At 62.3% G+C, this 26,821-nt stretch carries 25 protein-coding genes; 22 read left to right on the top strand and 3 right to left on the bottom strand.

The annotated features are described in order from the left end of the window. Positions 1-55: 55 nt before the first annotated feature. Entirely contained in the window at positions 56-316 is a 261-nt protein-coding gene (locus G3N97_RS00550; protein WP_205991385.1) for a hypothetical protein, read from the top strand. A 30-nt stretch (positions 317-346) separates the two neighbouring features. Here the strand turns inward: G3N97_RS00550 and G3N97_RS00545 are convergent, their stop codons facing one another. Beyond that, entirely contained in the window at positions 347-862 is a 516-nt protein-coding gene (locus G3N97_RS00545; protein WP_241030267.1) for a TraR/DksA family transcriptional regulator, read from the bottom strand. Between the two features lie 258 nt (positions 863-1,120). Between G3N97_RS00545 and G3N97_RS00540 the strand changes: the two genes are divergently transcribed. The 3 genes from G3N97_RS00540 (at position 1,121) to G3N97_RS00530 (ending at position 3,503) form a co-directional block, all read left to right on the top strand. Further along, positions 1,121-2,038 (top strand): LysR family transcriptional regulator, encoded by a 918-nt coding sequence (locus tag G3N97_RS00540; RefSeq protein ID WP_205991397.1) that lies wholly within the window; start codon positions 1,121-1,123, stop codon positions 2,036-2,038. A 182-nt stretch (positions 2,039-2,220) separates the two neighbouring features. Beyond that, positions 2,221-2,364 (top strand): hypothetical protein, encoded by a 144-nt coding sequence (locus G3N97_RS00535; protein ID WP_205991384.1) that lies wholly within the window; start codon positions 2,221-2,223, stop codon positions 2,362-2,364. 137 nt (positions 2,365-2,501) lie between these two features. Next, entirely contained in the window at positions 2,502-3,503 is a 1,002-nt protein-coding gene (locus G3N97_RS00530; RefSeq protein WP_241030265.1) for a sensor domain-containing diguanylate cyclase, read from the top strand. 47 nt (positions 3,504-3,550) lie between these two features. On the opposite strand, the gene G3N97_RS00525 is transcribed toward G3N97_RS00530, so the two are convergent. Beyond that, the gene (locus G3N97_RS00525; RefSeq protein WP_205991383.1) at positions 3,551-4,975 is read right to left on the bottom strand and encodes a PLP-dependent aminotransferase family protein; all 1,425 of its coding nucleotides are present in this window, start codon (positions 4,973-4,975) and stop codon (positions 3,551-3,553) included. A 201-nt stretch (positions 4,976-5,176) separates the two neighbouring features. Between G3N97_RS00525 and G3N97_RS00520 the strand changes: the two genes are divergently transcribed. The 8 genes from G3N97_RS00520 to moaD all read left to right on the top strand — a co-directional run bounded on the left by G3N97_RS00520 (position 5,177) and on the right by moaD (position 15,886). Further along, entirely contained in the window at positions 5,177-7,504 is a 2,328-nt protein-coding gene (locus G3N97_RS00520) for an FdhF/YdeP family oxidoreductase (protein ID WP_205991382.1), read from the top strand. A gap of 399 nt (positions 7,505-7,903) precedes the next feature. Continuing rightward, positions 7,904-10,183 carry an FdhF/YdeP family oxidoreductase gene (locus G3N97_RS00515; protein WP_205991381.1) on the top strand — a complete coding sequence of 760 codons (2,280 nt, stop codon included), beginning with the start codon at positions 7,904-7,906 and terminating at the stop codon, positions 10,181-10,183. Positions 10,184-10,281: 98 nt separating this feature from the next. Then, complete coding sequence (locus tag G3N97_RS00510) at positions 10,282-11,670, top strand: cytochrome ubiquinol oxidase subunit I (RefSeq protein ID WP_205991380.1); 1,389 nt, start codon at positions 10,282-10,284, stop codon at positions 11,668-11,670. A 4-nt stretch (positions 11,671-11,674) separates the two neighbouring features. Next, complete coding sequence (cydB, locus tag G3N97_RS00505; RefSeq protein ID WP_205991379.1) at positions 11,675-12,682, top strand: cytochrome d ubiquinol oxidase subunit II; 1,008 nt, start codon at positions 11,675-11,677, stop codon at positions 12,680-12,682. An 81-nt stretch (positions 12,683-12,763) separates the two neighbouring features. Continuing rightward, the gene (locus tag G3N97_RS00500) at positions 12,764-13,675 is read left to right on the top strand and encodes a bestrophin family ion channel (protein ID WP_205991378.1); all 912 of its coding nucleotides are present in this window, start codon (positions 12,764-12,766) and stop codon (positions 13,673-13,675) included. Positions 13,676-13,885: 210 nt separating this feature from the next. After that, positions 13,886-14,950, top strand: a complete 1,065-nt coding sequence (gene moaA, locus G3N97_RS00495) for a GTP 3',8-cyclase MoaA (RefSeq protein ID WP_346777994.1) — start codon at positions 13,886-13,888, stop codon at positions 14,948-14,950. Positions 14,951-15,023: 73 nt separating this feature from the next. Further along, on the top strand, positions 15,024-15,566 hold the full coding sequence (locus G3N97_RS00490; protein ID WP_205991376.1) for a molybdenum cofactor biosynthesis protein MoaE: 543 nt from the start codon (positions 15,024-15,026) through the stop codon (positions 15,564-15,566). Positions 15,567-15,628: 62 nt separating this feature from the next. Further along, on the top strand, positions 15,629-15,886 hold the full coding sequence (gene moaD / locus G3N97_RS00485; protein WP_205991375.1) for a molybdopterin converting factor subunit 1: 258 nt from the start codon (positions 15,629-15,631) through the stop codon (positions 15,884-15,886). Here moaD and G3N97_RS00480 read toward each other — a convergent pair. Continuing rightward, entirely contained in the window at positions 15,837-16,289 is a 453-nt protein-coding gene (locus G3N97_RS00480) for a DUF3331 domain-containing protein (RefSeq protein ID WP_205991374.1), read from the bottom strand. The two genes, moaD and G3N97_RS00480, sit on opposite strands and share 50 nt — an antisense overlap. A 510-nt stretch (positions 16,290-16,799) precedes the next feature. Here G3N97_RS00480 and G3N97_RS00475 point away from each other — a divergent pair. The 10 genes from G3N97_RS00475 to G3N97_RS00430 all read left to right on the top strand — a co-directional run bounded on the left by G3N97_RS00475 (position 16,800) and on the right by G3N97_RS00430 (position 26,818). Next, the gene (locus tag G3N97_RS00475) at positions 16,800-17,654 is read left to right on the top strand and encodes a transporter substrate-binding domain-containing protein (protein WP_065059727.1); all 855 of its coding nucleotides are present in this window, start codon (positions 16,800-16,802) and stop codon (positions 17,652-17,654) included. Positions 17,655-17,693: 39 nt separating this feature from the next. Next, positions 17,694-18,356, top strand: a complete 663-nt coding sequence (locus G3N97_RS00470; RefSeq protein WP_205991373.1) for an amino acid ABC transporter permease — start codon at positions 17,694-17,696, stop codon at positions 18,354-18,356. A 31-nt stretch (positions 18,357-18,387) separates the two neighbouring features. Then, positions 18,388-19,041 (top strand): amino acid ABC transporter permease, encoded by a 654-nt coding sequence (locus G3N97_RS00465; protein ID WP_205991372.1) that lies wholly within the window; start codon positions 18,388-18,390, stop codon positions 19,039-19,041. Continuing rightward, on the top strand, positions 19,038-19,865 hold the full coding sequence (locus G3N97_RS00460) for an amino acid ABC transporter ATP-binding protein (protein ID WP_205991371.1): 828 nt from the start codon (positions 19,038-19,040) through the stop codon (positions 19,863-19,865). Before G3N97_RS00465 ends, G3N97_RS00460 begins: the two co-directional genes overlap by 4 nt. Then, complete coding sequence (locus tag G3N97_RS00455; protein WP_205991370.1) at positions 19,862-21,112, top strand: M20 family metallo-hydrolase; 1,251 nt, start codon at positions 19,862-19,864, stop codon at positions 21,110-21,112. The genes G3N97_RS00460 and G3N97_RS00455 overlap by 4 nt, the downstream gene beginning before the upstream one ends. A gap of 40 nt (positions 21,113-21,152) precedes the next feature. Then, positions 21,153-21,851, top strand: a complete 699-nt coding sequence (locus tag G3N97_RS00450; RefSeq protein WP_065059732.1) for an urea carboxylase-associated family protein — start codon at positions 21,153-21,155, stop codon at positions 21,849-21,851. Positions 21,852-21,921: 70 nt separating this feature from the next. After that, on the top strand, positions 21,922-22,683 hold the full coding sequence (locus tag G3N97_RS00445; protein WP_346777993.1) for a cupin domain-containing protein: 762 nt from the start codon (positions 21,922-21,924) through the stop codon (positions 22,681-22,683). 12 nt (positions 22,684-22,695) lie between these two features. Beyond that, positions 22,696-23,667, top strand: coding sequence for an agmatinase (gene speB / locus G3N97_RS00440; RefSeq protein WP_205991369.1), 972 nt, complete (start codon positions 22,696-22,698; stop codon positions 23,665-23,667). A 429-nt stretch (positions 23,668-24,096) separates the two neighbouring features. Beyond that, positions 24,097-25,260 (top strand): porin, encoded by a 1,164-nt coding sequence (locus G3N97_RS00435; RefSeq protein WP_205991368.1) that lies wholly within the window; start codon positions 24,097-24,099, stop codon positions 25,258-25,260. Positions 25,261-25,414: 154 nt separating this feature from the next. After that, positions 25,415-26,818, top strand: coding sequence for an MFS transporter (locus tag G3N97_RS00430; protein ID WP_205991367.1), 1,404 nt, complete (start codon positions 25,415-25,417; stop codon positions 26,816-26,818). Positions 26,819-26,821: the final 3 nt, after the last annotated feature.

Raw genomic sequence — 26,821 nt, 5'->3', positions numbered from 1 at the left:
ATGAATGACTTGACAGGAAGATGCGCCACTGTCTGGAATAAACCGAAAGGCGGGCGTGCTCAAGTTTCTAATTTATTTGCCGATACGTGCAGGAATGAATACAACAATCGCCCACGCACAGGCTGGCAGCATCATTCGAACCGCAACGAAGCTTTTCGACCTCGTGGTCGAGTCGCGACAGATCGATGCGAGTTCCCCCGAAGGCATCGAGCTATACAGCGAGATCGTCTATGGCGCGCTTTGGCGAGCGGCGCCGCGCGCCACCATGCAGGAACTGCTCGAACTGTTTGAAGCGCCCGTCAGCGCGGTAGCCTGACACTCGGGTCGAAGCGGCTCAAGAGCGCGCTTATTGTCCGGCGTCGCGCGCGCTCTGTTCCTGCACCGTCAATACCGCTTCGGGCAGCACTTTCAGACGCTCGATGGGAATGGGATCGCCGCTCTCATCGGAAAAGCCATACGTGCCATCGGCGATTTTTTCCAGCGCGCGTTGAATATCGGCAATGCGCTGCTGATTCACATTGCGCAGCGCCTGATTCGCGATGTCCTGCTCCATCTTCTGGGCATCGTCTTCGTATTCCTCGGCTTCCGCGCCGGTGGCCTCTTCCTGATTGCGTTCCGCGCCAATGGTGTTTTCCTCGCCGCCCAGCACCTCACGCTGCATCGTCAGCAAGCGCTTGCGCTGTTCTTCGATGAACGCTGCGCTCAATGTCTGTCCGGTCATGTCGATTCTCCGAAGAAAAGGCCTGTGTGGCGGGCGTTTGAATATGGCGTTCAAACCCGCGGCCATCATTTCACCCGACAAATAGCTTTCAATCGATGAAAGCGCACTATGCGTGCGCCGCCTGATTCGCTGATCGAGCATAGCACTCGCCATCCGAAGCACTGTGCCTCTGCGCAAAGCGGCGAAGCACATCGCTCAAACTGTACTCTCATCAACCGCCCGGATTTGTGCATTCCGCGACTCACTGTGTCCTTTTAATCTGTGACTCATGATGGCGTCGCATCCACTCACGCGACGCCCTGAATCAGGAGCGCAACGAATGCAAGGATCTATCTGTCGATGGTGTCAATGGTGTCAATGGTGTCGATGTCCCGCGCCACAAACGGCAAGGAGCGGCGCGTGAACCTGCTGGAAGCCATGCGGATCTACGTGAGAGTGGTCGAACGCGGCAGCATGTCGGGCGCCGCGCGCGATCTGGAAATCGGCCAGCCTGCCGTGAGCGAACGGATCGAACGGCTGGAGAAATATCTCGGCTGCCAATTGCTGCTGCGCAATGCGCGTACGTTCCAATGCACGCCGGAGGGGCTCCTCTTTCACGAACGCAGCAAGTCCTTGCTCGGCGCGGTGGAACAGGTATTGGCGGAAGTGGCCAACGACGAGCACATCGTCAAGGGTACGATCCGCATTGCTGCGCCGCACTGTCTCGGCGAGACGATCTTGCCGGAAGGACTGAAACGTGTGCGCGATCTGTATCCGCGCCTCGATATTGAACTGGTGCTGAACGACAAGATCGCCGATCTCGTGACCGAAGGCGTGGATATTTCGTTTCGCCTCGGGCCACTCGCGGACGGCGCGTTTATTGCGTGGCCGCTCGGTCAGATCCGCCGTCTGCTGGTGGCGTCGCCCGATTATCTTGCGCGGCACGCAGCCATCGAATCGCCGGCTCAACTCGTGGAGCACAATTTCATTCGCGTGAAAGGCACGTTCGACGCCAACCAGTTGCCGCTCGCGCTCGACAGCGACGTCGTCGACAGCGTGCCGGTCCGCACGACGATCAAGACCACGCATTGGCGGCCAATGTACGAAATGGTGCTTGCGGGCGCGGGCTTGTGCGTGCTGGAGGAACCGGCCGCCAACGCCGCTATCGAAGCGGGGCGTCTCGTGCGCGTGCTGCCCGACTGGGAAGTGCCTGAGCTTGCGCTCAATCTGCTGATTCGCCCACAACGGCCCGTCCCGGCGCGCGTGCGCAAAATCGTCGATACGTTGAAGGCGTTCATGGCCGAAGCATTCGAGCGCTGCGAGAAAGCGGAAGTCTGAAAGTTCATCAGTTGTGGAAGACGGCAACCAATTCAATTAATCAGGAATACAAATAGTTATGGCGTTCGCCGTTGCCGTCTTCCGTTCCGTTTTCACTCGTTCGCATCGCCCTGCCCCGCGTATTGATCGTCGATGCAAGGCAATGCCATAATGCCCCAGCAGACCTTCAAAGGGAGTCGGCCATGAAACGTGACTCGCGGGATCGCCGCCAGCGCTTTATGCACGATCTGAAGTGGATTGCCATTCTCTGGTGCGTCGGTTTTGGCGCGACCGTGCTGCTCACCCTGCCGTTTCACTTCCTGGTCATGGCGATGATCAACAAATAGGCATCGCGCACTTCATTTCATCATATGAATCAACGCGGCTCGGCATGTATTTATTACGCGCCCGCCGCGCTTCGGCACTCAAGTTTGCGTGGAAAATGCCGTTGACCCGTGCTTGACGGCATACCACGGAACCCGCCTTGCCCTTTTTCCCTGACGAGCGCCTCACTGGCGCAAGCGAGTCCGGCGACTCGCCGATCATCGAATGGCTCCTGCACGACGATCAGGTCATGCGCGAGTGTTTCCGTCACGCCGCCGCCATTCTCAAGACCGTCACGGGCGCGTCGATCACTGCGGTGCTGCTGCTCGACGCCGAGCATCAGCACTATCGCGCCGAAGCCGGCGTGGTGCTGCATCCCGTGCCGCGCAAGCAGTCGTTGAGTAATTACGTGATCGAATCCGACCAGCTGTTCGTGGTGGAAGACACGCGCGGCGACCCGCGCTTCACGCAATGCCTGCTGGTCAGCAACGCGCCGTTCGTGCGCTTCTATGCGGCCATTCCGCTGCACGCGCCCGGTGGCGAACGCGTCGGCGCGCTCTGCGCGATGGACCCCGAACCGCGCGTGCTGACCGACGCGCATCGCGACGTGTTCGAACATTTGCGCGCAATGATCGAGAACGATCTGAAGCTTCGCTGCGCGACGGCCACCGACCCCGTCACACGCCTGTTCAACCGCCGCTTCATGCTGGAGAGCATTCGCCAGAAATGGCACGACGCCCAGCCCGGCGACTGGCTCACGGCCGTGATGGTCGATATCGACTGGTTCAAGCAATTCAACGACACCTACGGTCATCCGGCGGGCGACGTCTGTCTGCAGAAAGTCGCCGCGGTTCTGCAGGACGTGGCGGATGAATATCAGGTGATCGCGGGCCGTATGGGCGGCGAAGAATTCGGCATGCTGCTCAGCGGGCAGCCGCGCGGCGAGGTGCCCGCCATCCTCGAAAAACTACGGCGTGGCGTCATGCAACTGGACATCGCGCATCGGCACTCCACGGCAGGCGTGGTGACCGTGAGCGTCGGCGCGGCGCTCACGCAGCGCACGGCGCTCGAAGGCACGAACAGCCAGGCTGCCTTCGCGGCCGCCGACCTCGCGCTCTACCGCGCGAAGCACGCGGGCCGCAACGCGGTTGTGATTCATTAAGCGGGAGTTGAGCCGGAGTCGTGCTGGAATCGAGCTGAACAGCGCACTCACTTCGCACAAAACGCCGCGAGCTTGCCGACCGTGATAATCGCCTGTTCGATTTCCGGCGACCACGGACTGCTGTAATTGAGGCGAATGAAATTTCGGTAATTGTCCGAGACCGAAAACATATAGCCCGGCCCGATCGTAATCCCTTGCGCCAGTGCGAGCTGATATAGCTTCATTGAATCGGCTTTCGCGGGCAGTTCGATCCACAGCACGTAACCGCCCGCCGGACTCGACATACGCGTGCCCGCCGGGAAGAAACGCGTGACCATCGCTTTCATCAGATTGGCCTGCTGCGCGTAATTCTTGCGAACGCGCCGCAAATGATGCTCGTAACCGTCGCGTTCGAGATATTCGGCGATGGCGAGTTGCGGCACGACCGAGGTCGTCAGCGTATTGAGGAATTTCAGTTTCTCGACCTGATCGCGATAACGCCCCGGCAGCGCCCAGCCAATCCGATACGCGGCGGTGAGGCTTTTCGAAAACGAACCGCAATGCAGCACCCTGCCTTGTTTATCATACGATTTCAGCGTGGTGGGATGCGAGTCGCCAAAATACAGCTCGTTGTAAACACCGTTTTCGATTACCGGAATCTCCGCTTTGGCGAGCAGCTCGACGAGTTCGCGCTTGCGTTCGTCAGGCATCAGAAAGCCGAGCGGATTCTGGAAATTCGGCATCACCATGCAGGCGGCCACCTTTTCCGTTTCGAGAATCTTCGCGAGCGCGTCCACATCCATGCCGTACTCGGGATGCGTCGCGACCTCGATGGCCTTCATGCCCGAGCGTTCGATGGCGTGCAGCATCGCATAGAACGTGGGCGACTCCACGGCAATCACGTCACCCGGTTTCGCCACGGCCTGCAAACAGAGATTCATGGCTTCGGTCGCGCCCACGGTCACGATAATCTCGTTGGGGTCCACGGCCATGCCGTTCTCGAGATAGCGCCGTGCAATCTGCCGAAGCAATTCCGGGCTGCCCGGCGGCAAGGCGTTGTTCACGCCCCACAGCGACTTTCTGCGCCCGACCGCCGATGCATAGCGATTGATCTTTTCATACGGAAACAAAAACGGATCGGGATACGGCGAGCCGAGCGGCACGGCGTCGTCGGCGCCGATCGAGCGCAGCGTGGAGAGCACGAGACGGCTCACGTCCACCGTGGCCGACACGGCAATCGGCTGGCTCGGGCGCAATTCATCGGATTGCACGCTGCCTTCGTTCACGCGCACGCTCACGAAATAGCCGGATTGCGGGCGACTTTCGAGCACGCCACGGCTTTCCAATAGCAGATACGCGCGAATCACCGTGGTAATGCTGATGCGGTGCTGCTGGCTCGCCTGGCGCACCGACGGCACGCGGTCCCCCGGCCGGTACACGCCCTTGCGGATCAACGTTTCAATGTCGTCCGCGAGCTTTTCATAGAGTTTCACTGCCTTCTCCCCGATAGACGCTCATAGCGCGGCACGCGCAGTGTAATGCGGCGGCGCGGCGCAACTGTACTCTAAGTGCTGAATGGATTTTGTGCGTCATGCACGCCGCCCTGACCTTTTACGCTTTCGGCTATGCAGTTAGCGCGCTTGACGCCTCGCGGATCGACCCGGGGCCGCGCAACCTCACCGGAGCGAAGGGTAATGGACAAGGCGAAATCAAAGGGAAAAATCGAGGCGTATCACCACCCCGCCGCGGGTTGGGGCGCACTCAAATATGTCGCCATCAATCTGATCAAGGAGCGTGTGTCGGGCGGCAATTACCGCACGCTGTTTAAACAGAACCAGCCGGATGGTTTCGATTGTCCCGGCTGCGCATGGCCCGACCGCGAGCACGCCTCGACATTCGAGTTCTGCGAAAACGGCGTGAAGGCCGTGGCCGCCGAAGCCACGAGCAAACGCGTCACGCCGGACTTCTTCGCGAAGCACACCGTCGAGTCGCTGATGAAGCAGACCGATTACGAACTCGAACAGCACGGCCGTCTCACCGATCCGATGGTCTACGACGCGATCACCGATCGCTATCAGCCCATCGCGTGGCACGACGCCTTCGCGGTGATCGCGGAGCAATTGAACGCAATCGATTCGCCCGACGAAGCCGCGTTCTATACCTCGGGCCGCGCGAGCAACGAAGCCGCGTTCGTCTATCAGTTGTTCGTGCGGATGTTCGGCACCAACAATTTCCCCGATTGCTCGAATATGTGTCACGAAGCCACCAGCCGCGGCCTGCCGACGACGGTGGGCATCGGCAAGGGCACGGTGACGCTCGACGATTTCGAAGCCGCGGACACCATCATTATCTTCGGCCAGAATCCGGCCACGAATCACCCGCGCATGCTTGGCGAATTGCGCGAGGCTTCGCGGCGCGGCGCGACGATCGTGTCGGTGAATCCGCTGCGCGAACGTGGGCTCGAACGCTTCACGAGCCCGCAGCATCCGATGGAAATGATCACGTTCGGCAGCACGAAAATTGCGTCGATGTTTATCCAACCGAAACTCGGCGGCGACTTCGCGCTGATTAAAGGCGTCGCGAAGCGACTGATCGAACTCGACGACGAAGCGCTCGAAAACGGCACGGAGCGCGTGCTCGATATCGACTTTATCCGCGAGCACACGCTGGGTTTCGCGGCCTTCGCCGAAGATCTGCGCAACGAAAGCTGGCCGCTGCTCGAAGCGGAATCGGGCGTGGCGCGCGAAGATATCGAAGGGCTCACGCGCGTCTATGCGAACGGCAAACGTGTGATTGCCACGTGGGGCATGGGCATCACGCAGCACAAGCATTCGGTGCAAACCGTGCATCTGCTCTCCAATCTGCTGATGATGCGCGGCAATATCGGCCGCGAAGGCGCGGGCCTGTGCCCCGTGCGCGGCCATTCGAATGTGCAGGGCAATCGCACCGTCGGCATCGAGGAAAAGCCGTCGCAAGCGTTTCTCGATCGTCTCGGCCAGGTCTTCGATTTCGCGCCGCCGCGCGAGCATGGACTCGACGTCGTGGAAACGGTCGAGCACATGATCGAAGGCCGCCTCAAAGTATTCATCGGCCTCGGCGGCAACTTCGCGATGGCGACGCCGGACACGCTGCGTACCTTCGACGGCCTGCGCTCGTGCAAACTCACCGTGCACATCACCACCAAGCTCAATCGCAGCCACCTCGTGCACGGCGAGCGCGCGCTCATTCTGCCAACGCTCGGCCGCACCGAAATCGACCTGCAGAACGGCGTCGCGCAAGGCGTGACGGTCGAGGACTCGATGAGTATGGTGCATATCTCTTACGGCATGAACAAGCCCGCGTCGCCGAACCTGATGTCGGAAACGGCGATCGTCGCGAATATCGCCCACGCCACGCTCGGCGACGCGAAAGTGGATTGGCTCGGCTATGCGAGCGATTACGCCAAAGTGCGCGACGCCATCGAACAAACCATCGAAGGCTTCGACCAGTACAACGAACGCATCCAGCATCCGGGCGGCTTTCATCTGCGCGTCGCCTCGCGCGAACGCGACTGGAAAACCGACACCGGCAAAGCGAATTTCATCGTGCACGCGGTGCAGCAGGACACGCCGATCGCGCGCGCGAAGGCGCAGCACGGCGACCGCCTGATGACGCTCATGACGACGCGCTCGCACGACCAGTACAACACCACGGTTTACGCGCTGGACGACCGTTATCGCGGCGTGTTCGGTCAGCGCCGCGTGGTGTTCATCAACCCCGCCGATATCGCGATGCTAGGTTTCAAGAATGGCGACTGGGTCGATATGAGCACCGTCTGGGAGGACGGCATCGCGCGCCGCGCCGATCATTTCCGCCTCGTGGAATACGACATTCCGCGCGGCTGCATCGGCGCCTACTACCCCGAAACCAATCCGCTCGTGCCGCTCGCGAGCGTAGGCGACGTCTGCAACACGCCGACTTCCAAGTCGATTCCCGTGCTGTTGCACGCGTCCTCCGAGCCCGCGGAACTGCCTGCTTTCTGAAACGCACATTTCCCATCGCGGTGTGAGCTTTCATGATGCACGAACGCGCCCGATGCTGGCGCCGATAGCTAATATCGGTCGGCGCGCGTTCACGCCCTGAACGCTCGTCTTTAGAATAGGACGACACGCTTCATTTCACTCCGCTTGCAATCCGCTTCGGCGGCATTCACCATTTTGAAGCGCGTATTCGTCATTGGAAATCGATATATTCAATTAGACACAACGCAACGCAATTCGAAAGATAGCCAAGGCGAATCGGGGTATTTCATTCTTGTCTCCATATCGGGATTTCCTAAACTGAATCCTGATGACCGGGATGGGATTTCATTGCGATGCGGTTGCGGCGCAGTCTTGCGCGGCGGCTTCAGCGCGCAAGCGAAACACCGAATGGAGTTTCCTATGACGAAACTACGCGATGTGCCAGGCGTCCATCCCTACACCGGTCCGGCGGGCGGCTGGGGCGCGCTCAAAGCCACGGCGCAGGCGATTCACGACCAGATGGAAAGCATCGAGGCGCCCATCACGCTGATGCGGACCAATCAGCCCGACGGCTTCGATTGCCCCGGCTGTGCGTGGCCCGACAAGGAGCATCGATCGACGTTCCAGTTCTGCGAAAACGGCGCGAAAGCCGTCACCTGGGAAGCCACCACCAAACGCGTGACGCCCGAATTCTTCGCGGCCAATACCGTCACCTCGCTGCTGCAAAAGAGCGATTACGAACTCGAAGACATGGGGCGGCTCACGCATCCGCTCGTCTACGACCGCGCGACGGATACATTCCGCCCCGTCGACTGGAAAGACGCCTTTGCGCGCATCGGCGAAATCCTGCGTTCGCTTTCGCCGGATCAGGTGGAGTTTTATACGTCCGGACGCGCGTCGAACGAAGCCGCATTTCTTTATCAATTGTTCGCGCGTGAATTCGGTACCAACAATTTTCCCGATTGCTCGAATATGTGTCACGAGCCGACCAGCGTTGGCCTGCCGCAATCGATTGGCATCGGCAAAGGCACGGTGTCGCTCGACGATTTCGATTCGACCGAGCTGATTATTTCCATTGGTCATAATCCCGGCACGAATCATCCGCGCATGATGGGCACGCTGCACGAAGCCGCGCGTCGCAACGTGCCGATAATCGTATTCAATCCGCTGCGCGAACGTGCGCTCGAACGTTTCGCCGATCCGCAGAGCATGATCGAAATGGCGACCTTCGGCTCCACGCGCATCGCCTCGACGTATTTTCAGGTCGATGCGGGCGGCGACGCCGCCGCGCTCAAAGGCGTGATGAAAGCGCTGCTGCAAATGGAAGCAGAACAAGGCGGCGTGCTCGACAAAGATTTCATCGCGCAACATACCGACGGTTTCGACGCTTTCGCGGCGGACCTCGACGCCACCTCGTGGGACGACATCGAGAAAGCCAGCGGCCTCGCACGGCCCGATCTCGAACACGTGGCCATCGCCTACGCGAAATCGAATGCCACCATCGTCACGTATGGCATGGGAATCACGCAGCACAACAAGGGCACGGCCAATGTGCGCCTGATCGCCGACCTGCTGCTGATGCGCGGCAATTTCGGCAAGCCCGGCGCGGGTATTTGCCCGCTGCGCGGCCATTCGAACGTGCAAGGCAATCGCACGGTGGGCATTACCGAAAAGCCGTCGCCGGCCTTTCTCAAGCTGATCGAAGATGCCTGTGGCTTCACACCGCCCGCCGGCCACGGTCACGACGCAGTGCAGGCCATGCAGGCGATGATCGACGGCAAGGCCAAAGCGCTGCTGTGCCTCGGCGGCAATTTCGCGGTGGCGCTGCCCGACACCGCGCAATCGTTTCCCGCGATGGCCGCGCTCGACCTCGGCGTGCATATCGGCACGAAACTCAATCGCACGCATTTGCTGGTGTCGAAGGAAACCTATCTGTTTCCGTGCCTCGGCCGCACAGAGCTCGACATGCAAAGTAGCGGACGCCAATCGATCACCGTGGAAGATTCGATGTCGATGGTGCATGCGTCGGCGGGCAAGCTCACGCCTGCGTCCGACCAGCTGCGCTCCGAGCCCGCCATCGTGGCCGGCATGGCGCGCGCCACGCTGCCCCATACCAAAGTGCCGTGGATGGAACTGATCGCCGATTACGACAGCATTCGCGATCTCATCGAGCGCACCGTGCCGGGCTTCGAGGACTTCAACCGGCGCATTCGCGCGCCGGGCGGCTTCCGCCTGCCGCTGCCGCCCACCGAGCGCCAGTGGCACACGCCTTCGGGCAAGGCCGTGTTCTCGGTCTATGGCGGCGTAAGGGAAGACGCCGACGTGCTGGGCGCGGAAAACGTGTTGCGACTCATCACGATACGCAGCCACGACCAGTACAACACGACGATCTACGCGATGGACGACCGCTATCGCGGCGTGTTTGGCCGGCGCGACGTGCTCTTCATGAACGCCGACGACATGGCGGCCCACGGCATCGAGCACGGCGATCAGGTCGATATCGAAACGGTCACGTCGTCGGGACGCACGCTTCGTCTGAAGAACATCACGGCGATTGTGTACAGCATCGCGCGCGGTTCTGTCGCTGCGTACTATCCTGAAGCCAATGTGCTCGTTCCGCTCGACTATATCGACAAGGAGAGCGGCACGCCCTCGTATAAATCCGTGCCAGTACAGGTCGTGCGCGCGACCGGAAATTAGGTGCGTGCCATGCCGCGAAGCCGGGCCGGGCGCCGCGCAGCCCCGTCCGGCGGCGCCCGGCATGCGAACGCAGTCGTCAATGGGAGTTCACAAGAATCATGGATATCTTCGACGCCTTTCATCTCGCCAGGCTGCAATTCGCGTTCACCGTCTCCTTTCATATTGTCTTTCCGGCGATCAGCATCGGCATGGCGAGCTTTCTGGCCGTGCTCGAATGGCGTCTGCTGCTCACCGGCGACCCCGCCTATAAAGACATGTACCGCTTCTGGGTGAAGATATTCGCCGTGGGGTTCGGCATGGGCGTGGTGTCGGGCGTCGTGATGGCTTACGAATTCGGCACGAACTGGAGCGGCTTCTCCACGATTGCGGGCAATATTACCGGTCCGCTGCTGACCTATGAAGTCTTGACCGCTTTCTTTCTCGAAGCCGGTTTTCTCGGCGTGATATTGTTCGGCTGGAATCGGGTGAGTCCGAAAGCGCATTTCTTTTCCACGCTCATGGTGGCGGTCGGCACGCTCATTTCCACTTTCTGGATTCTTGCGTCGAATAGTTTCATGCAGACGCCGCAAGGCTACGCCATCCAGAATGGCCGCATCGTGCCGGTCGACTGGTGGAAAGTGATCTTCAATCCGTCCTTCCCGTTCCGGCTCGCTCATATGACGATTGCGGCGTTTATCGTCGCCGCGTTTATCGTGGCCGCGTGCGGCGCATGGCATTTGCTGCACGGTCGCCGCGACGTGCCGGTGAAGCGCAGTTTCTCGATGGCGCTCTGGATGCTGCTCGTGCTCGCGCCCGTGCAGATTTTCGTCGGCGATGCGCACGGGCTCAATACGCGCGAATATCAGCCTGCGAAGATCGCGGCGATTGAAGGACTGTGGGAAACCGAGCACGGCGGCACGGCGCTCAATCTCGTCGGTTTGCCCGATATGGATGCCGAAGTCACCCGCTACGCGATCAAGGTGCCGCATTTAGGCAGCCTGATTCTCACGCATAGCTGGAATGGTGAAATTCGCGGTCTCAAGGAATTTCCGCCTCAGGACCGGCCTTATTCGCCGATCGTATTCTGGACGTTCCGCATCATGGCCGGCCTCGGCATGCTGATGCTGCTGACCGCCGTGCTGGGCCTGCTGCTGCGACCGCGTGGGCGACTGTATGAATCGCGCGCGTTTCAGCGGCTGGTGTTCTGCATGGGACCATCGGGCATTCTCGCGCTGCTCGCGGGCTGGATCACCACCGAAGTCGGCCGCCAGCCGTGGACCGTCTATGGCGTGGTCCGCACCATCGATTCAGTCTCGCCTATCGGTGCGCAACAGGCGGGCGTGTCGCTGCTGATCTTCGTGATCGTCTATTTCCTCGTGTTTGGAACGGGCGTGTATTACATGCTCAAGATGATGAAAAAAGGACCGGCGACCGGCGTGGAAACGAACGAATCGCTGAAATATCCGGGCTTGCATAATCGCGCGCTAGACGCCGTGGTGGGAGAGTAAGGCCATGCAAATCGACCTTCCTGTGATCTGGGCCGCCATTATCGGCCTCGGCGTGTTTATCTACGTGATGCTCGACGGTTTCGATCTCGGCATCGGCCTGCTCTTTCCGTTTTTCGAAGGCAAAGGCGAACGCGAGGTGATGCTCAATACCGTCGCGCCCGTCTGGGACGGCAACGAAACCTTTCTCGTACTCGGCGGCGCCGGTTTATACGGCGCGTTCCCCGTGGTGTACTCCACCTTGCTGCCCGCCAATTACATGCCGCTGATCCTGATGGTGGTGGGCCTGATATTCCGTGGCGCGGCGTTCGAATTGCGCGGAAAAGCCACGCGCACACAACACGCATGGGACCTCGCGTTCATTGGCGGCTCGGCGCTCGCGGCCATGTGCCAGGGCGTCACGCTTGGCTCGCTGCTGCAAGGCATCAAGATCGTCGACGATAAATTCGCGGGCGATCCGTTCGACTGGTTCTCGCCATTCAGCGTGTTTTGCGGCTTCGGCGTGCTGCTCACGTACGCCACGCTCGGCTGCGGCTGGCTCATCATGAAAACGGACGGCGAGTTGCAGCGCAAGATGCGTGAAGTCATGCGCCCGCTCGTGGCGGTGCTGCTGCTGGCGATTGCCGTCGTCAGCCTGTGGACCGTGCTGGGTCTGCCCTCGGTGAGACAACGCTGGTTCCTCAGCGGCAATCTCATCTGGTTCCTGCCGGTGCCGATTCTCGTGGTCGCGAGCGTGTGGGGCATTTTCCATGCGCTGCGCGCGCGCCACGAAACCACGCCTTTCGTGCTGTCGCTGGTGATCTGCTTTCTCGGTTATACGGGGCTCATTATCAGCATCTGGCCGTATATCATTCCGCCTTCGCTCACGATCTGGGAGGCCTCGTCGACACGTTCGAGCCAGCTATTCGCGCTCGTCGGCACCGTGATTGTGTTGCCGATCATTCTGGTCTACAACGCAATGCAATATCGCGTATTCCGCGGCAAGGTGCGCGAAGGCGACCCCGGCTATCACTGACCGGCATGACGCCGCGCCGCGCCCGCGTTAAAGACACCGGCGCGCGCGGCATCCGTATCGTGCCCATAATAAATAAGCATCATGATCGTCCGGCCGCGCGAGAACTGGTTCCGCCTGCTGTTCATCTGGAACGGCTCGGTGCTCTCGTCGATCATTCCGCAGCTGATTTTCATGGCCGTTGTCAGCACGCTCGCCGTTTTCACGCACGGGCGCGTGTTCGGCGAAAAGATTCCGCTCAATACCGCGCCGTTTACTTTATTCGGCGTGGCGCTCGCGATCTTTCTCGCGTTTCGCAATAACGCGAGTTACGAGCGCTTTAACGAAGCGCGGCATCTCTGGGGCAATCTGCTGATAGCTTCCCGCACGCTCACGTCGCAAATGCTCTGCTACGTGCCCGAGCGTGCCGACACGCAACGCATCGCGCAGCAATTGATTGCCTTCATTTACGCGCTCAAACACGAATTACGCGGCACCGATCCCTCGCAGGACTTTGTACGTCTGCTCGGCCGCGAACGCGCCGAGGCGTTAAGCGGCCAGTGCTATAAACCGATGTCGATACTCAACGACATGCGACGTGAACTGGCGATCGGCCAACATCGCCTGCACGCCTCCGATACGCGGCTGTGGATGTTCGACGCGCAACTCGCCGAACTCGGCAAATCGCTGGGCGGCTGCGAACGCATCGCCTCGACGCCGATTCCGTTTGCGTACAACGTGCTGCTGCATCGCACCGTCTACGCGTACTGCGTGCTGCTTCCGTTCGGACTGGTCGATTCCACGGAATTCTTCACGCCGCTGCTGTGCGTGTTCATCTCATACACACTGATTGCGCTCGAAGCCATTGCCAGCGAAGTCGCCGATCCATTCAGCTTGACGCCCAATGCGCTCGCGCTCGACGCCATGTCGCGCAATATCGAACGCTCCGTGCTCGAACTCTGCGGATGCGCCCTGCCCGAGCCGGTTGCGCCTATCCGTCCCTATCAATTGACCTGAGGCTTCGCCCTCGCGGCCCAACTGTACTGCTGCGTTCCATCACCGACTGTGCACCAGCGTCGTGCGCCCGCGGCACTATGCTGCACACAAGCTCGCGATATCGCTCCAATTGACCGCTGCTGGAGCCTGTCGCCGTATTCCAATCGCCTTTTCGCCCCACCCTAACCGATCGTGAACGCCGTCGCCGAAGCCCCTACCGTCCAATCCGCAGTGACTGCCCGCGCCGAGGCTGCGCCCGCTGCCGCGGTACGCGACGGACGCGACCGGCCGTTGCGCGATTTGCGCCTCTCCGTGATCGATCAGTGCAATTTCCGTTGCACCTACTGCATGCCGCGCGAGGTCTTCGACGAGCACTATCGTTTTCTGCGCGCGTCCGAGCGACTCTCGTTCGATCAGATGATGAAAATCGCGCAGGCATTCGTGGCGCTCGGCGTCGAGAAAATCCGCATCACGGGCGGCGAACCGCTGCTGCGACGCGGACTCGAAACGCTCATCGAACGCCTCGCCCGACTCACCACGCTCAACGGCAAGCCGCTCGATATCGCGCTCACGACGAATGGTTCGCTGCTTGCCGCGCGTGCGCGTGGTTTGCGCGACGCGGGCCTCTCGCGCGTAACGGTCAGCCTCGACGCGCTCGACGACACCGTATTCCGCCGCATGAGCGACGTGGACCTGCCCGTCGCGCGCATTCTCGACGGCATCGAACAGGCGCAGGCCGTGGGCCTCGCGCCGGTGAAAGTCAACACGGTGATCGAGCGCGGCGTGAACGACAATCAGATTCTGCCGCTCGTGCAGCATTTCAAAGGCAGCGATATTGCGCTGCGCTTTATCGAATTCATGGATGTCGGCGGCGCGGCGGGCTGGTCGCAATCCACGGTGCTGAAAGCGCATGAGATGCGTGCGATCGTCGAAACGGCATTTCCGCTCGTTGCCGCCAATCGTGCCGATGCCGCCGCCACGTCGGTCGATTATCGCCACGCCGACGGTCAAGGCACAGTGGGTTTCATCGCGAGCGTCTCCGAGCCGTTTTGCGGCCAATGCTCGCGCGCACGCGTGTCCGCAGACGGCCAGCTCTATACCTGCCTGTTCGCGACGCAAGGCGCGGATCTGAAACCGTGGCTCGGCGAAGCGGTGCCCGGCGAGCAATTGCAGAACGCCATTCACGCGCGCTGGAATGCGCGCGACGACCGCTATTCGGAATTGAACGCCGACCGCCGCCGCGCCGGTACGGGCAAGACCTGGCCCACCGTGCGCATGTCGCTGGTTGGCGGCTAAGCCGCGCACGCCGCGTTACGCCTCACGAATCGCGCATCGCGGACTCATCGAGGCCCCCAGAGGAAATGACGCAATGACACAGCCTTCGGATCGAGATGCGCGGCAAGCCGGCGAAAAAACGCCCGCTGAAGATGTCCCCTCGCCCGCAAGCGGCATTGCAGCGGGCTTTGAAGTGCGCGTGCAGCACGCGCCCATCGGCGTGGCGGCGGAAGTCTCGCCGATCATGCGCAACCCGAACGTGGGCGCCGTAGTGGATTTCATCGGCATCGTGCGCAATAGCGGCGATGGCGACGACATCGTCGCGCTCGAACTCGAGCACTATCCGGGCATGACCGAGCATTCGCTCTGGGGCATCGTCGAGGAAGCGGCGGCACGCTGGTCGCTGGATGCGGTGAAGGTCGTGCATCGCATAGGGCGTATTGCGCTCGGTCTTCCGGTGGTGATCGTCGTGGTGGCTTCGCCGCATCGTGCAGCCGCATTCGAGGCCTGCGAATTCATCGTGGACTTTCTGAAAACGCACGCGCCATTCTGGAAAAAAGAAATCAGCCGCGATGGCAAATCCCATTGGGTCGAAGCGAAAAGCCACGACGAGCAAGCCATGCTTCGCTGGGGATGAAATCCGTTTATCGATACACGGTCGGATATCCCGTCGCACGAATTCGCATCAGGACTTGATTCATGAAACTCACCATTAAATATTTCGCGAGCATTCGCGAATCGCTCGGCATGGCGGAAGAAACACTGCAAGTCGACGCCACGCAGATCACCATCGACGGGCTGCGCAATCAGCTCAGGCAACGCGGCGCGGACGCGGCCGAAGCGCTCGACAGCGCCCGGCCGGTTCGCGTGGCGGTGAATCACGAAATGGTGAGCAGCGACTTCGTGGTCAGGCAGGACAGCGAGATTGCGTTTTTCCCTCCCGTGACGGGGGGATGAGCGACGCGTTCAACGCCGAAGCCAGCACGGCCCAGTCCGCGTTGATGGGCGCCACGCCACGCGTGAAAGGCCGATAGATCTTGTCGCCGCGCTGAATCGGCGCGCCCGTGAGCGCGCACAGACCACGCTTTCTCGCGATACACAGACGCCACGGCTGCTCGGCATAACGCCCGCTGGTGGGATCGCTCCACGACACCGAAATCAGGTTGTCCGACCACGCTTCGACAAACGCAAAATGCGCGCGCAACGCAGGCACGGGCCGCGCAACGGGAGGTTCGATCCGCGTGGCTCGACTGGCGCACGCACGGCGCGAGGAGCGCACCGTACGACCGTGAGGAACCGGGCCGCCGCCGAGCAGATTGAGCGTGTATTGCCACGCATTGCCGCCACTGAGTTCTCGCATCGTGTGCCTCTCCTGGAAGACGGGGTTTATCTGTTTAATTCATACCGTATTACGATTCTTTTATTGAGCACGGAACGATCCCCGATTCATTTCCATGCTAGCACCCGACGCATGGAAATGAGCCATTTCAAACCGATACGATGAATCGGTCAATATCCATCAGACTGGAATCGGCATGAGCAGCGAGTCCGCCGCTGGCTCTCTCATCAAAGCCCTCACACATTCGCGTCGTTAATAGAGCACCGTTCCGCTCGATTCGCACGCTTGCCGCCGCCAGGCACGGTTCTGCGCCACCCCTCCCCATCGCGGTGCATCGTGCCTTTTATGCGGTGCACATCACGGCATCGCTCACGCTCGCGGTGCACGCCGCGTCCCGACTTTCTCCCCTTCCGCCTTGTGCAGCGGCGTTTCCGGCCGCTGGCACGCATCATGCTAATTGAACATCATTCAAGTTACTTGAATACGATTCCTGTCACTTTCACCACTCGCCACGGTCTTCCAGGGAACATCATGCATAAGTCAGTCCGCCGTTTCGTCCTCGCCCTGAGCGGCGTCTTCACGCTCGCCGCCGCCGCGCCCGTGCTCGCACAGGACGATCTGCTCGCGCGCATCAAATCGAACAAGGAAATCACGGTCGCGACCGAAGCACGCTACGCACCGTTCGAATACGTCGATAACGGCAAGATCGTCGGCTACGACGCCGACCTCATGGCCTACGTGCTCAAGTCGCTGCCCGACGTCAAGGTGAAGCAGCTCGATCTGCCGTTTCAGGGCCTGCTGCCGGGCCTCGACGCGAAGCGTTTCGACATCGTCGTGACCGCCGTCACCGTCAACAAGGATCGCGCCGATCACTTCGCCTTCACGCTGCCCGTCGCCGACGCCACGACCGGCGTGCTGCTGCGTGCGAACGAAAGCGCCATCAAGTCGCCGAACGATCTGAACGGCAAGGTCGTCGGCTCGCAAACGGGTTCCGCGCAATTGCAGGCGCTCGTCGCGCTCGACAAGAAGCTCAAGGAAGCAGGCGGTCCCGGCATCAAGCAGATCAAGCAATACGTGTCGTTCGACGAAGCGTATGCGGATCTCGCAGTGGGCCGTCTCGACGCCGTTGCGCAATCGGTCGCGAATCTCGGGCCGCTGATGAAGTCGCGTCCGGGCGTGTTCACGCTGCTGCCGCAAACCATCGGTCCGAAGAGCTACTTCGCGTGGGTCGCGCGCAAGGACGCGGACAGCGCCGCGCTGCTGAAGCTCTTTAGCGACGGCATCGCCCGCGCGAACAAGGACGGCACGATGAAGAAGCTGCAGGAGAAGTGGTTCGGTTCGACCATGGACGTGCCCGCCGACGCGCTGCCCGCTCCGACGCTGTAACCCGCGTTTTCACCCACGTTTTACCGGACCTCGCGCAACATGAACGCACCCGATCTGCTCACGCGCTGCGCCGGCTATCTGCCGCAGCTTCTCGACGGCGCGCTGACGACGCTCTGGCTGTCGGCTGTCGCCGTGGGCTGCGGCTTCTTCGTCGGCGTGTTCGTCTACACCATGTCGGTCAGCCACAGCCGCCTGTTGCGCGGCGCAGCGCGCGTCTATGTGAGCGTGCTGCGCGGCACGCCGGTCCTCGCGCAATTGCTGGTGTTTTACTACGTGCCCTCGGCGCTCGGCATCGAACTGCCGGGCGTCGTGGCCGCCGCGATCGGGCTCTCGCTCAACACGGGCGCCTATCAATCGCAGATTCTCGGCGCGGGTTTTCGCGCCATTGCTCCCGGCCAGATCGAGGCCGCGCTCACCTTCAACCTCACGCGCCGCCAGGTGCTCTGGCATATCGAGGTGCCGCAGGTGGTGCGCGCCACGCTGCCCGCACTGGTGTCCGAGATGATCGACATCGTCAAGGCATCGGCCGTGGTCTCGGTGATCTCGGTGACGGACCTGATGCGCGTGGGTCAGCAACTCTCGTCGTCGAGTTATCGGCCGCTGGAAGTCTATTCGCTCGCGGCCGTCTTTTATCTGGCGATCACGTCGTTGCTCGCCTGCGCCGGCCATGTCTTCGCTCGCCGCACGGCGCGGCGCGCTTAAGTCTGCACCGAACGTCTGCACGGATGCCCCCATGGACTCGCTGATTGCCCTCGTTCCCCGCTTCGCCGCCGCCACGGTCGTCACGCTCGAAGTCAGCGTGCTCGCCGCGCTCATCGGCATGGTGGCGGGCTTCGCGCTCAACGCGCTGCGCCTCGCGTTCGGACGCGCCTTCGCGCTGCCGTATGGCGCGTTCATCTGGCTGATTCGCGGCACGCCGTATCTCTCGCAACTCGTCATCATCTATTTCGGATTGCCAATGATCGGCGTGACGATGAGCGCCGTGGAAGCCACCGTCGTTTCGCTCGCGATCTACGCCAGCGCCTATTTCGCGGAGATTTTCCGCGCCGCGTGGGCCAGCGTGCCGCGCGGCCAGCTCGAAGCGGCCGCCGCGTTCGGCGTGAGCCGGCGCGCCACGTTTCGCGCGATCGAACTGCCGCAGGCGCTCGCCTTCGCACTGCCGCTCATCGCCAATCAAACGATTCTCGTGATCAAGGAGAGCGCGGTGGCGTCGATCATCACCGTGCCCGAACTGACGATGACGGCAAGCGACGTGGTCGCCTCGACCTATACGTATATCGGCCCGTACGCGCTGCTAATCGCGTGCTACTGGCTGCTGACCCAGGCCGTCTCGCTGCTCGCACAGCGCGCGACGGCACGCATTCCCTTTCAGCGAAAGACCTCATGAGCGCTCTTCCGATTCTCCAGCTGCGCGCCGTCGGCAAGTCATACGGCGCAAACCGCGTGCTCAAGGGCATCGACCTCGACATCATGCGCGGCGAAATCGTCACGCTGATCGGACCGTCCGGCTCGGGCAAGACGACTGCCCTGCGCTGCATGAATTTTCTGGAAGCCTATGACGAAGGCGAAGTGTGGATCAAGGGCCAGCTGCTCGGCTATCGCTCCTCGGGCCGCACGCCGCGCGATCGTGATAGCGAAGCGAGCATCGCCGATGTGCGCCGCCCCGTGGCCATGGTGTTTCAGCAATTCAATTTGTGGCCGCATATGAGCGTGCTCGACAACGTCGCCGCGCCGCTCGTGCTCGCAAAGAAGATGCCGAAGCGCGAGGCCCGCGAGAAAGCGCACAAAGCGCTCGAACGCGTGGGCATGGGCCACAAGGCCGACGCCTGGCCCGCGAGCCTCTCGGGCGGCCAGCAGCAGCGCGTGGGCATCGCGCGCGCGCTCGCGATCGAGCCGGAGGTGATGCTGCTCGACGAACCCACCTCGGCGCTCGATCCCGAACTCGTCGAGGAAGTGCTCAACGTGATCCGCTCGCTCGCGCAGGACGGCATGACGATGGTGATGGTCACGCACGAAATGAGCTTCGCCGCGAAGATTTCCGACAAGGTCGTGTTCATGGAAGCGGGCGCGATCGTCGAAGCAGGACCGCCCGCGCAACTGTTCGGCAACACGCGCACGCCGCGCCTGCAGCAGTTTCTCAAACCGTGGCTCGAACGCAGCCTGACGTTCGCCGCCGAACCCGCGCTCGCCGCGCAAGGAGCCGCATCGTGAACGCGCCGCAAGAATTCGCGACCCGTATCGCGCAGCACGTCGATGCCGAGCGTTTGCTCGCTGCCGTTGAAACGCTCGCGTCGTTCGGCGCGCGCGACGACGGCGGCGTGAATCGCCCCGCCCTGAGCGCCGACGATCTCGACGCGCGCCGCTATCTGATCGAGCGCGCGCATGCGCTCGGCTGCACGGTGTCCGTCGATGCGTGCGCGAATCTGTTCATCCGCCGCGCGGGCACCGAAGCGCTCGCGCCCGTCGTGACCGGCAGCCATATCGATACGCAGCCTTCGGGCGGCAAGCTCGACGGCTGCTACGGCGTGCTCGCGGGCTTCGAAGTGCTGGAAGCGCTCAACGACGCGAACGCGCAAACGCGCCGTCCGCTCGAAGTCGCGATCTGGACCAATGAGGAAGGCACGCGATTCGCGCCGGGCGCAATGGGTTCGAGCGCGTTCGTCGAACCGGCGCGCATGGCGCGTTATCTCGATGCGCGCGATGCGCAAGGCGTGACGCTGCGCGAAGCGCTCGACGCCCATCAGCAGGCATTCCCCGAACTCGCCTCGCACGCAGCGGGCGAAACCGCGCACGCCTTCGTCGAATTGCATATCGAACAAGGCCCGCAACTCGAGAATGCCGACCTGCCGCTCGCGGTCGTCAGCGGCATTCAGGGCGTGCGCTGGTACGCGTTTCATTGCACCGGCGTGGCAGCTCACGCGGGCACCACGCCCATGCCGCTGCGCCGCGATGCGATGACGCTCGCGCTCGCGCTGCACGCCGAACTCGACGGCATCGCGCGCCGTCTGGGTGCGGAGCACACGCGCGTCACCTTCGGGCGCTGGAACGTCGAGCCGAATTCGATCAACACGATTCCTTCGAACGTGAGCTTCACGGTGGACTTCCGCCATCCCGACTCAGCCGTGCTCGACGCCTTCGACGACGCCGTGCACGCGCTCGCGAAGCGCCACGAAGCCCGCCTCGAAGCGCTGTTCTCGCACGCGCCCGTCGCTTTCGACGCGGCCGTGCTCGCGACGCTCGACGCCGCCTGCCAGGCGCTCGATGCGCCCGCCACGCGGCTCACGTCCGGCGCGTTTCACGACGCCATGTATCTCGCCGGGCATTGTCCGAGCGCGATGCTGTTCGTGCCAAGCATCGGCGGGATCAGCCATAACCCGGTCGAAGCCACGCATCCGCATCACCTCGTGCTGGGCGCACGCGCGCTCGCCCACAGTCTGACCACGCTCTGCAATGCCTGAGCGATTGACCCACTTCACCCGCACCACATCAGGAGTCCCTATGAATTTCCCCGCAGCCACCGCCACGCACGCCGACGACAACGGCACCGAAAACGGCATCAACGCCACGCTGCACGAGCCGATTTCCGCGGACGGCACGCCCGAACTCGGCAAGACCTACACCGTCCCCGCGCGCTGCGGCCGCGCCGTGCGCGTGAAGGCGGGTCAAACCATTCGCATCGCGAATCCGCATGGCACGCAGGTCTGCGATACGTGGATCTTCAACGCGCAACACCTGAACGAATTCCTCTCGTTCGAACACACGCGCGCGTATCTCGACAAGATCATTCCGCAGCCGGGCGATCCGCTCGTGACCAACCAGCGCCGCCCGATCGCCGAACTCGTGACGGACACGTCGCCCGGCGTGCACGACACGCTGATCGCCGCGTGCGATCTGTATCGCTATCGCAATCTCGGCGTCGAGGGTTATCACGACAATTGCGCCGACAATCTGCGTCTCGCGCTCAAGGCCATCGGTCTGCGCACGCGTGAAGTGCCGCAGCCGTTCAACCTGTGGATGAACATTCCCGTGAAGCCCGATTATTCGATCGACTGGCTGCCGCCCGTTTCGAAGGCCGGCGATTACGTGGAAATCAAGGCGGTGATGGATTGCGTGGTGGCGATGTCGGCGTGCCCGCAGGATATCATTCCGATCAACGCGCTCAACCCGCTCGAAGTCGAGTTCACGGTGTTCGCGTAACACACGCTATGCCGGTGATAGTGGCGACGTTGCCGTCGCCCTGATCTCTCCGATCGACGGAAACACACACGTGGCCAACGACAAACGATCTTCCTCGACGGGCTCCGCCCGTCCTTCCCGCGCGGGCACCAGTACGCGCGCCGCCGCCGGCGCCGTCGCCACTGCTGAGCCGGCGCAGAAAGCCGCTGTGAAAGCGGCCGCGAAAACCGCCCGCAAAACAGCGGTCAAAACGGCCGCGCCCGCCGCGTCGACGGGCACCGACGGCCTCGGCACGCGTCTGCGCCACGCGCGCCTCGTGCAGCAGATGACGCTCAAGGCGCTCGCGGAACAGGCGGGCTGCTCGGAGAGCCTGCTGTCGAAGGTCGAAGGCGGCCACGCCACGCCCTCGCTTGCCACGCTGCACCGGCTCGCGCTGGCGCTCGACACCAACGTCGCGGCGCTGGTCTCGGGTCCGGTTGCGTCCGCCTCGCCGGTGCAGCGCGCGAGCGAGCGTCCCGCCGTGCGCTTTCCCGCCGCGCAAGGCGCGCGCGGGCGCTCCGCGCAACAGACGATCGTGCTCGAACGCCTCGTCGTACCGGGACCGGGACGTCTGCTGCAAGGCGACATTCACGTGCTCGAACCGCAAGCGCGCAGCGACGAACAGATCAGCCACGCGGGCGAGGAACTCGGCTACGTGCTCGATGGCGAACTCGAGCTCACGCTCGGCGACGAGACCTGGCGTCTGCAGGCCGGCGACTCGTTCTACTTCCCGAGCACCGAGCCCCACAGCTACCGCAATCCAGGCGACACCGTCACGCGCATCCTGTGGATCAACACGCCGCCGACCTTCTAAGCGCTTGCGCCGATGACCCAGACCGACCTCTCGCAGATGCAGATGCCGCGTTTCGCCGGCATTCCCACCTTCATGCGCGTGCCGTTCGCGCGCGACCCGCAGGACTACGACATCGCGCTCGCGGGCGTGCCCTACGATGGCGGCGTGACGGCGCGGCCCGGCGCGCGCTTCGGCCCGCGCGAGATCCGCAATATGTCGACGATGATGCGCGCGATCCATCACGTCACGCGTTTCAATCCGTTCGAGGCGTGCCGCGTGGCCGATATCGGCGACGTGCCGTTCGAGCATCTTTACGACATCGAGCGCGCGCATGCCGATATCCGCGCGTTCTTCGAGCCCGTGTTTCGCGCCGGAAAACGCGCGCTGATTGCGGGCGGCGACCATTCGATTACCTTTCCGATCTTCCAGGCGATCGGTGCAGCACAGGCGGCGAAGACGCCGCTCGCGCTCGTGCATATCGACGCGCACACCGACACCTGGGACGCGTACAAAGGCTCCAAATTCACGCACGGCGCGCCCTTCCGCCGCGCGGTGGAAGCAGGTCTGCTCGATCCCACGCGCACGATCCAGATCGGCATACGCGGCGCGCAGAACAGCGACGAAGGCTGGCGCTATTCGCTCGACCACGGCATGCGCGTCGTGTTCATCGAGGAATTCGAGGCACTCGGGCCTGCCGCGATCGCCGCCGAGGCCAGACGCATCGTGGGCGACATGCCGGTCTATCTCTCGCTCGACGTCGACGGGCTGGATCCGGTCTTCACGCCTGGCACCGGCACGCCCGAAATCGGCGGCCTCACAACGCGCGAAACGCTTGCGCTGCTGCGCGGACTCGATGGCTTGAATTGGGTGGGCGGCGACGTGGTAGAGGTCTCGCCGCCTTACGATCCGTCAGGTAATACCGCGCTGGTTGCGGCCACACTGATGTACGAAATGCTGTGTCTATTCGCGCGCGGCCATGTCACAGCAGGCGCCGACCACACTTGATTCACATCGGCCAGTTCAATTTATGAACGAATCTATTGCTGAATCCGCACTAATTACGATTTTTTGATGCCATACAATGGCGCCAACTGTTTTGAGTTTCAAACAGTTATCCACGCTTAGTAGCCCCGCCTGTACGGCGGGGCTTTTTTTCTGGCGCGAAGGTTCTCTTCTGCGCCTAAAACCCCTTGAAATGCGGCATTAAATCACTTGCGCGGTGTGTCGCACGCGATTTTTTCTTACCATTTATTTCATCTATTTCAATACGTTGACTTAATCCGCGCTACGGCGTCGCACGCGCATTTCTTCGAATTGTCTCTCCGTGTTGTCACAAATTTGCTACGGCTTTTTTAATTGCTTGCGCATCAATGATGGCACGCGATAGCCTTCGCTTCTCGTTTCAAAAGCCACACAACAACAACGGAGTTACAGATGAAATCACGCGCCCTTACTCTTGCAGCACTGGCCTCGTTCGGCATCGCCGGCGCCGCCCACGCTCAATCGAGCGTCTCGCTCTACGGTGTGATCGACACGTCGATCACCTACGTCAGCCACGCAGACGGCAGCAACAACCTGTGGGCCCTCGGCAACAGCAGCGCCGGCAACCTGTCGGGTTCGCGCTGGGGCGTGAAGGGTTCGGAAGATCTGGGCTCGGGCCTCAAGGCGATCTTCCAGCTCGAAAACGGTTTTAACCCGTCGACGGGTGGCCTCGGCCAAGGCAGCAAGCTGTTCGGCCGCCAGGCATTCGTTGGCCTCGCAAGCGACCGCTTCGGTACGGTTACGCTCGGCCGCCAATACGATCCGCTGGTTGACCTGGTTCAAGGCATCACGGAAGACAACTACTTCGGTTCGGCATTCGCAACCGCTGGCGACGTCGACAACTACGACAACAGCTTCCGCGTGAACAACGCCATCAAGTACACCTCGCCGGTCTACCGTGGCCTGCAAGTGGAAACGATGTACTCGTTCGGCGGCGTCGCCGGCTCGACGGGCTCGGAGCAGTCGTACTCGGCAGCCGTTTCGTACACGAACGGCCCGCTGGCAGTCGCAGGCGGCTACTTCTACGCAGCCAACAGCGCAGGCGACCGCGCCTCCACCGGCTGGACGAGCACCTCGGACGGCGGCACGTTCGACAGCGCGGTCAACACCGGCTACGAAACTGCGCACTCGCTGCAGATCGCACGTATCGCCGCGCAATACACGGTGGGTTCGTTCAACCTGGGCCTCGGCTACAGCAACGCGCAATACGCGGCTGACGCTGACTCGGCGTTCAACACCACGCAGAAGTACAACACGGCGCAGGCGTTCGTGAACTACCAGCTGAACCCGGCACTGCTGCTGGGCGTTGGCTACAGCTACACGCACGCAAGCGGCGACACGTCGGCGAACTACCACCAGATCTCGCTGGGCGGCGACTACAACCTGTCGAAGCGCACGGACATCTACCTGACGGCGGCTTATCAGCACGCCAGCGGCAACACGCGTGACGCGGACACCGGCGAAGTCGTCGCAGCGCAAGCTTCGATCGGCTCGTACGGTTACAACGGCACGGGTTCGCAGACGATGGTCAACCTCGGCCTGCGTCACCGCTTCTAAGCGTATAGCCGACGATTGCGCCGGTTTGACCGGCCACTCGCGTCGTACCCGAACCGCCCGAAACGCTCTGCGTTCCGGGCGGTTTTGCATGATGGGGCCAGCCGATGCGGGCTATACTCGATCGCTCGATGCCGTCGACCTTCGCCCGCCCGTTATGAGACTCGCCCTCGACCGCCGCACCGCGACCGCTCTGCTCGTCGCCGCCGTGTTCTTCATGGAAAACCTCGACGCCACCGTGATCGGCACCGCGCTGCCCACGATGGCGCGCGACTTCGTCACCGCCGCCGCGCATCTGTCGATCGGAGTCTCCGCGTACCTCGTCGCGCTCACGGTGTTCATTCCGATCAGCGGCTGGATGGCCGACCGCTTCGGCGCGCGCAACGTGTTCTGCGCCGCCATCGTCATCTTCACGCTCGCCTCGCTGCTCTGCGCCGCGAGCGGCGATCTGGCTGCGTTCACCGCGGCGCGCACGCTGCAAGGCGTGGGCGGCGCGATGATGGTGCCGGTCGGCCGCCTCGTCGTGCTGCGCCACACGCCCAAGGAAGAGATCGTGCGCGCGATCGCGATCCTCACATGGCCCGCGCTCGTCGCGCCCGTGCTCGGTCCGCCCGTCGGCGGCTGGATCAGCACGCACTGGAGCTGGCACTGGATTTTTCTGCTGAATCTGCCGCTCGGCATCGCGGCGCTGATCGCGGCCCTCGCGCTCGTCGACAACGAGAACGCGCGCCGCGCGCCCTTCGACGTAACCGGTTTCGTGCTCACGGGCGCGGGCTTCGGCCTCTTCATGTCGGGCCTCGAAGCGGCAAGCCGCGCGGATGTGTCGCGCTGGCTCGCACTCGCCATGCTCGCGGCAGGCCTCGCACTGCTGGCGATTTCCGCGTTCCATCTCAAGCGTGCGGCAAATCCGCTCTTCGGTCTCGCGCCGCTTTCCATCGCCACGTTTCGCGTGACGGCGCTCGGCGGCTCGCTGTTTCGCATCGCCATCGGCACCGCGCCGTTTCTGTTGCCGCTGATGTTTCAGCTCGCGTTCGGCTATAGCGCGGTTGAAGCGGGCACGTTATTGCTGTGGCTGTTCGCCGGCAATCTGGCGATGAAACCCGCGACCACGCGCATCATGAATACGTTCGGCTTTCGTCAAGTGCTGATCGGCAATGGCGTGCTGGTCGCGCTGGGCTTCGCGGCCTTCACGCTGCTGAATGCGGATACGCCGCGCTGGATCGTGTGCGCGCTGCTGTTCGTGAGCGGCATGACGCGCTCGATGCAGTTCACGGCGATGAACACCATCGGTTTCGCCGACGTGCCGCAAGCGCAGATGAGCCACGCAACGACGCTCTTTTCGGTCTTGCAGCAGATGAATGCGGGGATGGGGATTGCGATTGGCGCGCTCGCGCTATCGATTGCACAACTGCTGCACGGCACGCCGCCAAGCACCCCGCACGCAAGCGATTTTCATCTCGCGTTCGGCATGATCGCGGCCATGGCGGCGCTGGCGATCGTCGATAGCGTGATGCTCGCGCACGATGCAGGCGAACGTGTGCTCGCGCGCGAACGGTCCTAACGC

It is taken from the genome of Paraburkholderia sp. Ac-20347, assembly GCF_017104805.1.
Lineage (GTDB): Bacteria > Pseudomonadota > Gammaproteobacteria > Burkholderiales > Burkholderiaceae > Paraburkholderia > Paraburkholderia tropica.
Note: the sequence above shows the minus strand (reverse complement) of the source record. Positions and strands in the feature narration are given on the sequence as shown.